This window comes from cf. Phormidesmis sp. LEGE 11477, assembly GCF_015207105.1.
Classification (GTDB): domain Bacteria; phylum Cyanobacteriota; class Cyanobacteriia; order Phormidesmidales; family Phormidesmidaceae; genus Phormidesmis.
Window position 1 is genome coordinate 1 of sequence record NZ_JADEXO010000144.1, and the last position, 14,031, is coordinate 14,031.

Genomic DNA, 14,031 nt, shown 5'->3' on the forward strand with positions numbered 1-14,031 from the left:
AAGATAGCCAACAACAAGTACAACAGTTGATGATGCTCAATCGGGGGAAAATTGAATATTATCTGAGGGGGCAGAAAGCTATGATGGCCGTCCTACAAACCTTGTAGCCTTTGTGTCACCCCCTTAGAGCTAAGACAAAGGATTATCGACTAGCGAGTCTGTAGAGAGGCGATCGCCCGGCTGCGCCTGCTTGATTTCCCACACTTTCAACAAAATCATATACTCGTAGAACGCTTGCAGCACGCACCAGGTAAATCCAGCTCTGCCGTCCCAGCATCCCCCCAAGAAGAAATACATGTAAACGAATCGAACTAGCGGTCTACCCGGAACTCTTAAAGACAGATCTTTAAGGGCGTGACGACGCTTCACCTCGGACTTTCTGTCAAATAGTGCCTGCCAGCTAACCTGCCCGGTCGATAGCTGTCGAATAGTTTCTTTGGCTTCGTCCGTAGAATAGCGATTGTGCTTTTCCAACCAGCGGCTAAATCCTTTACCGCAGGTGTAGTGAGGATAGGTTTCTTTGATAAAGCCAGCCGTTCCATTGATCACTTCTCGTTCGGTATGGCCATAGTCATCAAACCAGACTTTAGCTTTGTCTAATAGCCTTAGCTGATAGCGAGGATACTGAGTACTGTGTTTGATCCAATGGTTCATGAACATCACTCTTTCGGCGACGTAGTAGCCAGCGTGTTTGGCTGAGCTGACGGCGGCGGTGCATTCGGCAAACAGCGCTGGGGTCATCCGCTCATCGGCTTCTAGGATATAGGCCCAGTCGTACTTAGTTTTAATATTTGCGAGCATCCAGGTGCGCTGCTGTCCGTGACTTTCAAAGGCATGCTGCACTAGGCGAAGCTGCGGGTATTTCTGGGTGAGGTTTTGGACAATCTCTGGGGTGCGATCGCTGCTAAAAGAGTCCACTACAATCACGTCATCGCAGAGCGAAGCTGACTCAATACAGGCAGCAATATCTAGTGCCTCGTTATAAGTCAAAATAAAAATTGAAAACATATCGTCGCCAGGCTGGGTAGCGATCTTGAAAGCGATCGCAACCAATGAGGTTCTATTGATATTCATAGAACCCAGCTAAGATAAGGAAATAGCGAATTTTAGCCACGCTAAACCGCCCAGCGCTAAACCTGGTATAGCTACCGAGTGCTTAGCGCTGTCTCAGTCACAAGGGAGTGTTCGTAACCCGAAAGAGCATTAGTAGCACGCAGAGACGTTAGTAGGCTTTATCGGAAAGATCTTGCAAAACACCCGGCTCAAAGTCCGAGCAGTCAATAGCCTCTTCGGAAAAGGCGACAGAGGGCTGCAAGGAACATTTTATATAGTGGCTGTTGGTGGCATACTGACAGCCCGCACAGGGAATTCGATGCAGGCGGCGAACGTTTTCAACCCCTTTACGAAATCCGGTAAAGAGGTTGTAAGTAGCGAGTAGAATCGCTCCCCACACAAACACAAAGCAGATAGTCGGCAAAAACGGACGCAGCCAAATCGCAAACTTCGCTAGCAGGACAAACGCTAGCTGCATCACCTGATCCATTGAGATAAACCCTTCTTACGCAGACAAAACACTGCTTTTATCCTAGAAGTTATTCTCAATAAGCCGATCACAAATTCACGAAATTTATAATAGTCATAGGAATTCTCCTGACTAGCATAGCTAGCGTTGGATGTATCCGGTCGCTAGATGACCATTCTGCTCTTTCCACTGTGCTCCTTTGCGATAGGGGGTTTACTTGCTCTCTATCTACTCTCCCCGCAGCTTGTCCGCCATATCCGCATGCATCAGAGCAATCTGAGAATCTCTTTGGATCGCCTGAAAATACCGCTCACCCAAAGGGGTCAAAGAATCTTTATTGGGCTTTAGCATCAGCCGAGCCTTTTCGAGCAAAATAGCGGCGCTCTCGGGTTCTACTTTGTCTTTCTTACGCAGATCGAGCAGCTCATCAATCTGGACAATGAACTGAGAGATAGGTCTTAGCCAGCTAAACGCCTCGTCTTCGGTCACCAGTCTAAAAAATTCGCCGCTATTGGCAATCGGACCATGCGTTTGCTCATAGACTGTCCGCTCGGAATAAAGCAGCGCTTTGTGTAATTTGAGCAGCTCGGGGCGGATCTGTTGGAGGCGGACGACGGCTTGGTCATCGGGGGAAGTGGCGCTCATGGTGATGGGTGGCTTAACTGGGATTAGAGTAGCATTTTGATCTTTGTCGTGCGGTTATTTTGACGGCTCACTTTGACTGCTTGCTCTGGCTCTTCACACTGCAAAGGACATCAGCAGAAACATCAGACCGCGACCAAGGTTATTTCTGTATGGTTCTTTCGGCTTGTTTAATCTAGTGTGTTTGATCTGGTGATTGCCAGAGGAGTAAGGTCAAAGAGGTATCAAGCGTTTGGAGTAGGCCAGTGGCGAAGATTGCAGAGCAAGAATGTGAGGCTGGCGGGCTGCGGTGGTTTTACCGGGAGGCGCTGCCGATCAACAAATCAGATAAGCTACCCGTGGTTTTACTACATGGACTGGTGTCGCAAAGCTACAGCTGGCGTGAGGTGATGACCAGTTTGGCAGATGTGGGATTTCGGGCGATCGCACCCGACTGGATCGGTCACGGCTATTCGTCTAAACCAGACAAGCGTGAATTCGACTACACGCCCGAAGCCTTTGTAAATGGATTAGAAACCTGGCTAGACTCACTAGAAATCGACCGATTCTACCTGGTGGTTCAGGGCTTTTTAGGCTCGGCAGGGCTGCTGTATGCGGCGAAGCATGCCGACAAGATTGAGCGCCTAGTCATTTTGAACACGCCACTGACCACCGATGCCAAACTACCCTTCAAAATTTCGCAGCTAGGCATTCCGCTCGTCGGTGACATGCTTACCCAAGACCCAATTTTGGTCGATCGCACGCTAGAAGGTGGAGGCCCCTATGAGGTTGGTGACAAAGATTTAGAGATCTATCGTCAACCATTTTTAAAAAGCTCGGACGCCGGGCGATCGCTTTTAGCTACTGTCAAACAGCTTCAGCTCAAGCGCGTTCTACCCGAAATTGACCAGGGCTTTGCAGACTGGAGCATCCCTACGCTGATTGTCTGGGGCATTGCCGATAAATGGCTACCGGTTTCCCTTGCCAAAAACTTTGCCAAGACGCTCAAAGAAGTCGAGCTGGCTGAGCTAGAAGAGACTGGGCACTATGCTCAAGAAGACTGGTCTGAAAAAGTTAGCGAGGTAGTTGTGCCTTTTCTGCGCCGAATGGCAACATAGGCGATGCGAATAGAAGCGCTATGGCTATGGAAATGACGAGCAAGCAAAGTTACGAGCAGTGAGTGAGTGGGAACTCATGAGGTAATCGTCCGATAACTGCTTGGTTAACGCTAACAAATGTCTTCTCCTATTCACCGCACCAGTAGCCCTAGTCGATTGAGTCATCTAGGCTTTCGGGCTAAGGAGGCTTTGATCTATCCTGTACAGGACTGGCGACGACGACGGATACAAGAACGGACACAGCCGACAGAAATCATCAATCAAAAAGAAATTTGCTTAGTAGGTATGCGCCGCAGCGGTAACCACGCCGTGCTGAACTGGATACGCTCACAGCAGCCTGGGGACGTTTGCCTATTGAACAACGTGGCGGCAGGCACCAATCCCTATCGCTACAAATCAGACAATTTGCGGCGCTATCACCCTGAACACCACAAACAGGCGGAAGTCTATCGACAGCAGGCCAGCGGTAATTTGATCAAGCGTGACTGCCTAATCTATAGCTATGAAGACTGGAGCCTTAGGCAAATTATTCAGCCGCGTTTTGAGCGCAATCGAGACCTGTATGTCGGCAAAAGCGGGAAAAGCTTTGAGCTGCTAGTACTGCGCGATCCGTTTAATTTATTCGCCAGCCGCCTCAAGCAAAACTTTGTGGCAACCAAAGCGAGAAAGCTACCGATGGTAGAGATGTGGCTAGAACACGCTAGAGAATTCGTCGGGGAGAGCGGCTATCTGAAGCGCAATCGAATTTGCATCAGCTACAACCGCTGGTTTAGCAATATGGACTATCGGCGATCGCTAGCTGACCAGCTAGACATTCCCTTTTCTGACGCGGGCCTCGAAAATATCTCTGCTTTTGGCGGTGGCAGCTCTTTTGACGGTACGGGTGATGACAGCCGGCTTAGCGGACGGGCAAGTGCCCTAGACGTTACCAATCGCTGGCGGCAGTTTGCCGACGATCCTCGTTTTCAAAGCCTGTTCGCATCAGAGGCGCTCTGGCACTACTCAACTCAGATCTTTGGTGAGCTGCCAGGAACCGATAGCCTACAGTCTAGGCATTTTATCTAAGTAGGCGGTGTTTAGACGCTGTATCTGGGCATAGATCTGGGCGTAGTATCTGGTCGTTTCTACGAAAATACTTTTGCTAGATCAACTTTAAATCCGGGCAGCACAGGGTCTCCAGAAAGCGCAGACATTAGAGGGAGCGTTTCGGTGGCATGCTGAGGTCGGTAAATTTCGACAACGTTGTCCTTTGGATTGATTAGCCATCCTAGCCGGAGGCCGTTGTCTATGTATTCTTCAAGTTTGGCTTGACTATCTAGCAGGCGATCGTTCGCAGAACGTAGCTCGACGGCAAAGTCAGGGCAAAGCGGAAGGAACTTGTTGGGATTGGGGTTAATAGCTTCTAGGCGCGATCGCAATACCCAAGCCACATCAGGTGAGCGAATCGCTCCATTCGGCAATATGAATCCCGTTGACGAATCAAACACTAATCCACTTTTATCTTTCTCCGCCCAGCTGACAAGCCGATGATTCAGCGTCGAGTTACGGTGTCCGGTATCCCACCCAGTTGGCGGCATAATAATTAAATTTCCTTTGGCGCTCAGCTCTAACCGCAGGTCTTGGTTTGCCTGACACAGACGATAGAATTCAGCTTCACCGATATGAAGATCTGCGGCCTGCATGTCGAGTGTGAGTGTCATCATGAGCTGACGTGGTTCATCTAACATGAATCTCAATTCTAAGTCAAAAATCAACGCCGCGTTTGAGTTCGACGCCGCGTTCTGCGTAGTGCTTATGACAATAGACTTCTGAGTGGATGCTGGCGAGTTGAAAGTAGGTAGGCTGGTTTTTGCAGCGTCCGGTGATGATCACTTCGGTATCTTTGGGCTTACGCAATAGCGTTTGAATAATCGGCTCTTCTGGCAGCAATTCTAGATCCACTGTCGGATTGAGCTCATCTAGGATGATGGTTTTGTACAGACCCGAGGCGATCGCAGTGCTAGCAATTTCCCAGCCGCGTTCAGCTTCGATATAGTCAATCGGCTGCTGCTGCCCTCGCCAAACAATGGCATCGCGTCCACAGCGCTGATGGTCAACCAGGTGCGGATAGCTTTTGCGTAGGGCTGCGATCGCCGCATCTTCTGTATAGCCTTTGCCGCCCTTTAGCCACTGAATCACCATCACCCGGTGAGACTTGTCTTGACTAATCCCTTTGCCAATCGCCTGAAGTGCCTTACCGAGTGCGCTAGTTGACTTGCCTTTGCCGTCGCCTGTATAGATCTCTATCCCTTCAATGCCAATATCAGCAGCAGTCTGATGAATTTGCGGCTTCATTTCCGAATGCAGATCGGCAATTTCAACGAGCGGTGGCGGTGCTCCTCGTCCGGTAGCAATCACTTCTAGATGATCGGGCTTATTCTTGAGCGACTTGATCACATCGGCAATCGGCAGCAAGTCAAGATCTAGAACCGGATTGATTTCATCAAGGACGACAACGGAATAAAGACCGGATGCGATCGCGCCCTTTGCCACATCCCAGCCGCGCTGAGCTTCCTGCTTATCAAACTTCGTAATCTCATCTAGCCCGAAAAACTCAGATCTGCCTGTTCGCACCTGATCGATCAGATGCGGAAAGCCGCGCTGCAGTGCCTCAATCGCCGCATCCTCGTCATAGGTTCGCCCCGGCCCTTTCAAAAACCGCAGCAGCAGCACCCGGCTCTCCATGAACTGATGAATGCCCAAGCCGATCGAGCGCAGCACTACACCGAGCGCTACTTGAGACTTGCCCTTACCCTCACCGTCATACACATGAATTTGTCCCGTCAGCCGCTCGCTGGTGTTCTGAGCAGTGCGGATACCGATGGTTCTGGGCATAGAAAACTAACACAAACGCGCCTTTAAGTTATATCTTATGCGGTATGCCGACGTGGGGAAGAGCACCAGCCAATGCAAAGCTGAAGCGACTTCAAGCATAGCGACTGAGAGAACAGCAGTTTTGAGAATAGCGATTTTAAGAACGGTAAGAATGGGTAGAGACCACAATGGAATATGAGCCAATATTGCCAATCAGAACGATTGTGTTCCAGATTTTGTTTCTAATGGTCGCAATTGTCATAGAAGCGGGTATTTTGCGGCAGCGGCTGCGTTTGGGATTTCAGACCAGCGTGCAGTACGCGCTAGTGACTAACCTAGCAACTGTCGTCGCTGGCTGGATCGTCTTCTTGGTAGTAGAGCCGCTGGCTTCTGCTTCGATTAGAGAACAGATCATTAGCTATGTGCTCTTTGACAACTTACTAGTTAGTGGTTGGACTACCCGAACAGGATTTTTACTATTCGTCTGCGCTATTTTCGTTTTCTTCTTAGCCTTCTTCATCAAAGCCAAGGGCCTAGAGTTTATGCTGCGAGCTGACGACACTTGGAAATTCTTGGCCCCTCGAAACAAAAAACCAGTCTCTAGAGACGACCGCTACGCCAAAGCCAGAGGCGGCGCTTCGCTAACGCAAGCATCTATTCCCAACTTTACAGATACGGTCATCCAGGCCAATGCTGCTAGCTTTAGCGTGATCTTACTGCTGCTATTGCTACGCGCTGTTGCGGAGGAGTGGACCCTTTAAAATGCAAAACCTCTTTCGCGGATTCAGAGATGAAATCAAGACCCTACTGGAGCCGCTGTTACCAGACAAATATTTCTCGTACCAGACCCTGCTGCTGCTGAGTTTGTTCTCGTTGCTAGTAGCAACTGCAGTCGAGTCCACTGGCGATGACAATCCATGGGCAGTCACGCTGTTGACTAACCTTAGCTGGATATTTTTTGTGACGACCGTGTGGTGGGCACTAGAAGAGCATCCCATCAAGGTATACGGATTTTCAATTAGCCCTTGGATTACAGGCGCTGTCCTCTGTCTATTTTTGTTTAAGCCTTGGGTTTCAGATACTCGGTTTCGCTGGGCGCTGACCTGCTGGCCGCTAATTTCTACCGGCGTTTTGGCACTCCCAAAATTTGTCGATTGGGAACTCAAGCTCAAAAACCGCAGTAAGTCGACGAATAAGACCCTGGTGATGACAACGCTGATCAATTTATTGCTAAGTAGCTGGATTCTGTTCCACTTTCGAGTGCAAGACTGGGTGAATAACTATCCTAGCCTGCTGGTTGGCAGCTTCGATCGAAGTGCTTTTGTCTATGATTTTGAGCGGGGCAGAGAACAACAATCTCAAGGCGTCCCTTTATTAGAAGAGATAGCTGCTGAGGTCACGGAAGAACTCAACGACCAGCCATGGTATCAAACCGAGCGCTGGCTATATACTCGGCGCTCTAGGCTAGAGACGATTACCCGTCGTGCCAAAGAATCTTTAGACGCGCGAAACGAAGGAGACTTCTGGCAGGTAGAAGTTCCTAGAGAGCTCAGACCCATAGAAGATGGCTATTTCCTCGATCTATTTGCGAATTGGACAGGCCCAACTAGCAGAGACGGCAGCTTTTATGTTCAAAAAACTTGCAGAATCTTGCCGACCGATCGACCTAGAGCTGTCCTCCCACAGACTGGGACGGATGCTACGCAGACAGACGAACCGCCGCCAACTTCTAGATCGACCGTCGTGGACTGCGGCGAACTAGCTGTGCAGCGTCAAGGCGAAAGTCAACAAGCAAGCCAAGGAGAACGCTAAAAAGGCCAAAGAGAAAGATAAGAACAAAAAAGTTTGATACGAAGTCGCCTAGACCCGAGCGGCTGGGCATTGTATGGGCGATGATTTGTTTTCGTAGCAATTAGTAGCAGTTGATAGAGACGGTGAGATGCTGATGAATTTGGCAATGACATTTTCGACGACTTGGGGCAAAATTTGGACGATTGCTCGCAATGTATTTTTAGAAGTGGTGCGCGATCGCATTCTTTATGTCATCGGCGTCTTTGCCATCGTGATGGTGATGGCGATCACCATGCTGCCAGAAGTCGCAGCGGGCACCGAAGATAAGCTGATCCTAGATACCGGACTGGCGGCGATCAACATTCTCTCTTTGTTTGTCGTTGTGTTCGTCGGGACGGGCCTAATCAACAAAGAAATCGAGAAAAAAACCGTACTCGTGCTGATCGCGAAACCCGTCAGCCGAGCAGAATTCATTCTAGGTAAGCATCTGGGCCTTAGCCTAGTCATGGCCGTCTTAATCGGGGCTTTGACCGTAATTATGCTGGGCTTACTGTCTATGAGCGGCGTTCCTTATCAGCTAGATCTAATGCTGCTGGCGACCTCTTTCATGTTCTTAGAGATGGTGCTACTGATTGCGGCAGCCATGATGTTCGGCGTCATCACAAGCACAGTCCTGGCCACGCTGATGACACTCGCTATTTTTGCCGTTGGCCACGAAACTCGAAATATCCTGGCACTAGACAAAATTGCAGAGAGCGAAAGCTTTCGTCGCGTAGCAGAAGGGCTGTTCTTAGTCCTGCCCGATCTGGAGCGGTTGAATCTCAAAAATGAGATAGCTAATGGCTTCGTGGCACCGCCTAGTGGCGGTGGTTTGGTAGAGAATGCAGCGTACGGCCTGATCTATACAGCGCTGCTGCTGACGGTAACAGTCACCGTATTTGAACGGCGTCAGTTCTAGCTCCTTCAGTAGAATGGTTTCAAGCAATGAGTGATGGGACTACTTTGCTATGGTTCAAGCCCCCGTAGAAAAACTGACGCTAGAAGCGTTTCTAGCGCTGCCAGAAACGAAACCGCCTAGCGAGTATATTGACGGAAAAATCATCCAGAAGCCAATGCCCCAGCCGGTACATATCAGACTGCAGCTCAGGCTGGCAATGGCTATTAACCAAGCTTTAGAGGTCGGCGAAGTCGCTTCTGCTTTTCCAGAACTGAGGTGTACGTTTGGCGGTCGTTCTATCGTACCGGATATCGGTATTTTGATTTGGTCTAGACTTCCTTTGAACGATCAGGGTGAATTGGTTAATGAGTTTAGTGGATATCCTGATTGGGCCATTGAGGTGTTGTCTCCTAGGCAAAGCCAGACAAAGGTTTGGGACAACGTTCTCCATGCCCTAAACTACGGGACTCAAATGGGCTGGCTAATCAATCCAAAGGAGCGCTCAATTTTGACTTGCGCGGTGGACGCCCATCCTCAGCTATTCACACAAGATGACCAGAAGCTGAGCGTTCCAGAGTTTGCAGCACCATTAGAGCTGACTTTGGGTACTGTCTTTGGCTGGCTGAAGCTAGGAAAATAATCTTCTGGCAAAAGCGCTAGAGTGAAGGCCGAAGTTTCATAACGTTTTACGCTGAATATGTCTGATAAATTGGCCCAGCTTCAAGCTATTTTTCGTGTGATGGATCGTGCCCTGATTGCCTATTCAGGTGGGATTGATAGCACACTGGTGGCAAAAGTGGCCTGGGACGTGCTGGGCGATCGCGCGCTGGCGGTCACGGCCAATTCTCCTTCGCTGATGCCAGAAGATTTTGAAGATGCCAAAACGCAAGCAACCCAGATGGGCATCGTGCATCGCGTCGTCGAAACGCATGAGATGGACAACGAGCAGTACACCTCAAACCCGGTGAACCGCTGCTATTTTTGCAAAAGTGAACTGCACGACACGCTGCGACCTTTGGCAGACGAGCTGGGCTACGACTATGTAGTAGATGGTCTAAACGCGGACGATCTACTCGACTATCGACCAGGCATTGCAGCGGCGAAAGAAAGAGGGGTGCGATCGCCACTAGCCGAAGTCGGGATTACCAAGCTAGAAGTTCGCGAACTTTCCAGACAGCTAGGTCTTCCTTGGTGGGATAAACCTTCCCAGCCCTGTCTTAGCTCCCGCTTCCCCTATGGCGAGCTGATCACCACAGAAAAACTCCACCGAGTGGGTAGAGCCGAGCGCTATATGCGAGATCTAGGCTATCGAAATTTGCGCGTGCGATCAGATGGCGAAACCGCTCGGATCGAGCTGATGCCAGAAGAGATTGCTGATTTTACTAGCAAGGTCGATTTGCCGACACTTGTAGCAGCCTTTCAAGGCTTTGGCTTTACCTACGTCACCTTGGATTTAGAAGGCTATAAAAGTGGCAAGCTCAACAGAGTGCTCAGTAGCGTGATCGTATAAAAGCATGTCAGGAAGAGAGTGTCAGCAGGAAGACGCTTCGACGATCAGCGCATCGTCAAAAAACTAGCCTGCCTCGAATGCATCCGAGGCAGGCTACAGCCAGCTAATTTGAGCCCGCCAAGATAGCTCAATTAATTGAATCTAAGCTGCTAGAGAGTTCAATCTGAGCTACCAAAGATAGAGCAGGATAAACAGAATAATCCAGATCACATCAACGAAGTGCCAGTAGAGTTCAACCGCTTCGATACCAAAGTGATTTTCACTAGAATAGTGGCCCGGAACACGCGCCCGCCAAAGCACAGCGCCCATCAGCAACAGGCCCAAGAATACGTGCAGACCGTGGAAACCTGTGAGCACATAGAAGGTACTGGCAAATAAATTATCCTTTAGGCTAAATTCTAGGTTGGCATACTCGTAGCCCTGACCTAGCAAGAATATAGCGCCCATGACGATGGTGACGGCAAACCAGGTTTTGACGCCGCTAACATTGTCGTTCTTGACCGCTGTATCTGCCTTGTGAATGACAAAACTACTAGAAATCAGAATCAAGGAGTTGATACCAGGGAGTAAGACTTCTAGCTCTGGCGTTCCGGCGGGAGGCCATTCTGTGGCGACTAAGCGAAAGGTAATGTACGCAATGAACAAGCCCAAGAACAGCATACTCTCAGCACACAAGAAAACAAGCACACCGAATAATCGATGGTCAGGATGCTCTTCGTGGTGGCTGACGGCGGCATTCTCTTGGGCGAGATTAAGGGTGCCTTCGGTGGTGTTGACGGAGCCTTGCATAGGTTGGAGTGGGGAGAATGGCGGGTAAGGGGTTGGAGATAAGAGGTTGGGAGATGGGGGATGGGGTGTTAGGGAATAGGGTTGTTCTCGAATACTTTCCCCTATTCCCTATCCCTCAAACTTCTGACGACTATGAAGCTGGCGCTGGCACCGCATGAGCATAGAGTTCTTCAGGATCTCTTTCGGCTGTGTAGCCGAGACCGTAATCATAGGGGCCGGTGATTAGCTCGGGCAGCTCTTCGAAGTTCTCAATATGCGGCGGCGACAGGGTTTGCCACTCCAAAGTCAGGGCGCGCCAAGGATTTGCGGGTGCTTTCTCACCATAGCGCCAGCTCCAGACCGCGTTGATCAAAAACGGAATAGTAGAGACGGCCATCACGTAAGCGCCGATTGTAGCAATGACGTTCAAATCTGTGAACTGAGGATCATAGAGAGCAATGCGTCGGTTCATGCCTCTCAAGCCCAGCTCATGCATCGGCATAAAGGTAAGATTCATACCGACAAAAGAAAGAGCGAAATGAACTTTGCCCCAGAATTCGTTCATCATGCGTCCGGTCATCTTCGGGAACCAGTGATAGACCGCCATGAAGATGCCAAATACAGATGCGCCAAATAGCACATAGTGAAAGTGAGCTACGACAAAGTAGGTGTCATGAACGTGAATATCGAAGGGAACGGCTGCTAGCATCACGCCGCTAATGCCACCGATTAAGAACAAGGAGATAAAGCCTAGCGCAAACAGCATGGCACTCGTAAAGGCAATCTTTCCTCGCCAAAGCGTAGCCACCCAGCCAAAGACCTTAATCCCCGTTGGAACGGCAATCACCATAGTCGTAATCATGAAAAACATGCGTAACCATGGAGGCGTACCACTGGTAAACATGTGGTGCGCCCAAACGATCAGGCCCAAAAAGCTGATTACAATCGAGGAGTAGGCGATCGCACGATAGCCAAAGATAGGCTTGCGGGCATGGACAGAAACCACTTCACTGATCGCACCGAACAGCGGCAGCACAAAGATATACACCGCCGGGTGCGAATAGAACCAGAACATATGCTGGTAGACAACCGGATTGCCGCCGCCAGTAGGGTTAAAGAATGCGGTCCCTGCAATTAAGTCGAAGGCTAGCAAGATCAAGGCACCTGCCAACACAGGCGTACTGATTAAAATCAGCAGAGAAGTTGCGATCATCGCCCAGCAGAACAAAGGCATCTTAGTCAGCGGCATACTCGGTATACGCATCTTTAAGATAGTGACCAAGAAATTCAAACCGCCCAGGATAGAAGCAGTGCCGCCCAAAAGAATGCTCAAGATCCAGATCCCTTCTCCTAACATACCTGTCGTTAGGCTCAGCGGTGGATAAGAGGTCCAACCCGCTTGGGGAGGCTCGTAAAAGAAGCTGCTGATCAGCAAGATGCCAGAAGGTGGAATCATCCAAAAGGCGATCGCGTTCAACCGAGGAAAGGCCATATCCCGTGCCCCGATCATCAGCGGGATCAGATAGTTTGCCAACCCCGCACCCGCCGGCACGATCCACAAAAACAGCATCACCGTGCCGTGCAGCGTCAGCATGCCGTTATACACATCTGGCGTCACGATATCAGGGGCCGGGGTAGCCAGCTCTGTCCGCATTGCCGTCGCTAGCGCGCCACCGATTAAGTAGAAGAAAAAGGCCGTGACTAGGTATTGAATACCAATGACCTTGTGATCAGTGCAAAAGGTAAAGTAGTCAGTCCATTTGCGCTCATTGCCCAGCAGCATCGGCATATCTGGGCTAGAGGCTTTGGGTTCAGAAGTGATAGTCATACAGATCTTGAGTCGCTATGTTTTTCCGTCTGGTTTTTCTGTCTGAACAGATAGTCTGGATAGATCGGTAGTGAGCCTACTTGGTAGCTAGTAAACAAAACCCGATCGACAAGATTTTGCTAGAAAAGGCTGCTTTTGCTTGCTCGAAAGGCTATTCACTACGTAGCGTTGTTAAGCTTTCAGGCGCGATCGCTAATTGCAGCGGCTCTACAAAAGTCTCTAGGTATTCGGCGTCTGTTTTTTCAATGGCTGGCTGCGGTAGGGCTGCGATCGCCTCACCGTTGTCCAAAGCCGCCATCCGCTCGTCGACCCAAGCAGCATAGTCTTCTGCCGAATGAACAATCAGCTGAGTCCGCATCCCGCCGTGATAAGGACCACAAAGCTCAGCGCAGACCACAGGATAGGTGCCTTCGCGAATGGCATTGATTACCAACCTAGTCTCTTGCCCTGGGATCATGTCTTGCTTAATGCGAAACTCTGGCAGCCAGAACGCATGCAAAACATCCTGTGCATTTAGCTTCAGCTCCACTGGCTCATCCACTGGAATATGCAGCTCACCATCTATGATGCCGTCGGGATAGTTGAAGATAAAAGCATATTGCAGCCCCTGCACATTAATTGAAAGGGCGCTGTCTGCCATCTCTACAGGGGCACCTAGTCCAGCCTCGCTAATCAGGTCGCCCGCTAGCGGTAACTCGCCCAAGGCCGAGGTCGATCCTCCTGGCACCGCATCAGCGGCATAGGCGACTTCGACGGTCTTTCCAGGCCCGCCCATATCGTGCTTCATCAGCTCTAGCCCACCCATACGGGTATAGACATCAAAGCTGTATATAGAGATCCCTAAAACAACCACCGCTGGAATCGCAGTCCAAACAATCTCTAGCGGAATATTTCCCTCAAGGTGTTCGCCATCGCCCTCATCTCCGTCTTTGCGACGAAATCGAAAAACGGCCACTAACAGCGCGCCTTCTACTAGCAGAAAAAGGCCAAAGCCAATGGTCATCATTGTGTCGAACAGCCCATCAACTAGCTCCGCCTCTTGAGAAGCGGCCACTGGCATCAGGCCATGATTCTGGCCATACC

Annotated in this window: 15 protein-coding genes; 7 read left to right on the forward strand and 8 right to left on the reverse strand. The window is 50.1% G+C overall.

The features are described 5' to 3' along the window. Positions 1-129: 129 nt before the first annotated feature. From IQ256_RS25570 to IQ256_RS25580, 3 genes are all read right to left on the reverse strand, one after another. Positions 130-1,074, reverse strand: a complete 945-nt coding sequence (locus tag IQ256_RS25570; RefSeq protein ID WP_228025275.1) for a glycosyltransferase family 2 protein — start codon at positions 1,072-1,074, stop codon at positions 130-132. A gap of 148 nt (positions 1,075-1,222) precedes the next feature. Continuing rightward, positions 1,223-1,543, reverse strand: a complete 321-nt coding sequence (locus IQ256_RS25575) for a hypothetical protein (RefSeq protein WP_193858527.1) — start codon at positions 1,541-1,543, stop codon at positions 1,223-1,225. A gap of 207 nt (positions 1,544-1,750) precedes the next feature. Beyond that, positions 1,751-2,167, reverse strand: a complete 417-nt coding sequence (locus tag IQ256_RS25580) for a hypothetical protein (RefSeq protein ID WP_193858528.1) — start codon at positions 2,165-2,167, stop codon at positions 1,751-1,753. A 242-nt stretch (positions 2,168-2,409) separates the two neighbouring features. On the opposite strand from IQ256_RS25580, the gene IQ256_RS25585 reads away from it, so the two are divergent. Together IQ256_RS25585 and IQ256_RS25590 are read left to right on the forward strand one after the other, a co-directional pair. Further along, positions 2,410-3,261 carry an alpha/beta fold hydrolase gene (locus IQ256_RS25585; RefSeq protein WP_193858529.1) on the forward strand — a complete coding sequence of 284 codons (852 nt, stop codon included), beginning with the start codon at positions 2,410-2,412 and terminating at the stop codon, positions 3,259-3,261. Positions 3,262-3,378: 117 nt separating this feature from the next. Then, a complete protein-coding gene (locus IQ256_RS25590; RefSeq protein WP_193858530.1) occupies positions 3,379-4,326 on the forward strand; it encodes a hypothetical protein in 948 nt (315 codons plus the stop codon). 59 nt (positions 4,327-4,385) lie between these two features. Here the strand turns inward: IQ256_RS25590 and IQ256_RS25595 are convergent, their stop codons facing one another. Continuing rightward, positions 4,386-4,988, reverse strand: a complete 603-nt coding sequence (locus IQ256_RS25595) for a Uma2 family endonuclease (protein ID WP_228025276.1) — start codon at positions 4,986-4,988, stop codon at positions 4,386-4,388. Between the two features lie 16 nt (positions 4,989-5,004). Further along, on the reverse strand, positions 5,005-6,135 hold the full coding sequence (locus tag IQ256_RS25600; RefSeq protein ID WP_193858531.1) for a cob(I)yrinic acid a,c-diamide adenosyltransferase: 1,131 nt from the start codon (positions 6,133-6,135) through the stop codon (positions 5,005-5,007). 167 nt (positions 6,136-6,302) lie between these two features. On the opposite strand from IQ256_RS25600, the gene fraC reads away from it, so the two are divergent. The 5 genes from fraC to larE all read left to right on the forward strand — a co-directional run bounded on the left by fraC (position 6,303) and on the right by larE (position 10,352). After that, a complete protein-coding gene (gene fraC / locus IQ256_RS25605) occupies positions 6,303-6,875 on the forward strand; it encodes a filament integrity protein FraC (protein WP_193858532.1) in 573 nt (190 codons plus the stop codon). A 1-nt stretch (position 6,876) separates the two neighbouring features. Further along, complete coding sequence (locus IQ256_RS25610) at positions 6,877-7,926, forward strand: DUF5357 family protein (protein ID WP_193858533.1); 1,050 nt, start codon at positions 6,877-6,879, stop codon at positions 7,924-7,926. 127 nt (positions 7,927-8,053) lie between these two features. Next, the gene (locus IQ256_RS25615) at positions 8,054-8,863 is read left to right on the forward strand and encodes an ABC transporter permease (protein WP_228025277.1); all 810 of its coding nucleotides are present in this window, start codon (positions 8,054-8,056) and stop codon (positions 8,861-8,863) included. A gap of 49 nt (positions 8,864-8,912) precedes the next feature. After that, a complete protein-coding gene (locus IQ256_RS25620) occupies positions 8,913-9,482 on the forward strand; it encodes a Uma2 family endonuclease (protein WP_193858534.1) in 570 nt (189 codons plus the stop codon). A gap of 57 nt (positions 9,483-9,539) precedes the next feature. Then, positions 9,540-10,352, forward strand: coding sequence for an ATP-dependent sacrificial sulfur transferase LarE (larE, locus tag IQ256_RS25625; protein WP_193858535.1), 813 nt, complete (start codon positions 9,540-9,542; stop codon positions 10,350-10,352). Positions 10,353-10,520: 168 nt separating this feature from the next. On the opposite strand, the gene IQ256_RS25630 is transcribed toward larE, so the two are convergent. From IQ256_RS25630 to IQ256_RS25640, 3 genes are all read right to left on the reverse strand, one after another. Continuing rightward, positions 10,521-11,141, reverse strand: coding sequence for a heme-copper oxidase subunit III (locus IQ256_RS25630; protein ID WP_193858536.1), 621 nt, complete (start codon positions 11,139-11,141; stop codon positions 10,521-10,523). A 130-nt stretch (positions 11,142-11,271) separates the two neighbouring features. After that, the gene (gene ctaD, locus IQ256_RS25635) at positions 11,272-12,948 is read right to left on the reverse strand and encodes a cytochrome c oxidase subunit I (RefSeq protein ID WP_193858537.1); all 1,677 of its coding nucleotides are present in this window, start codon (positions 12,946-12,948) and stop codon (positions 11,272-11,274) included. Between the two features lie 151 nt (positions 12,949-13,099). Further along, positions 13,100-14,031, reverse strand: a 932-nt coding sequence (locus IQ256_RS25640) for a cytochrome c oxidase subunit II (RefSeq protein WP_193858538.1), incomplete at its 5' end; no start/stop codon positions are given.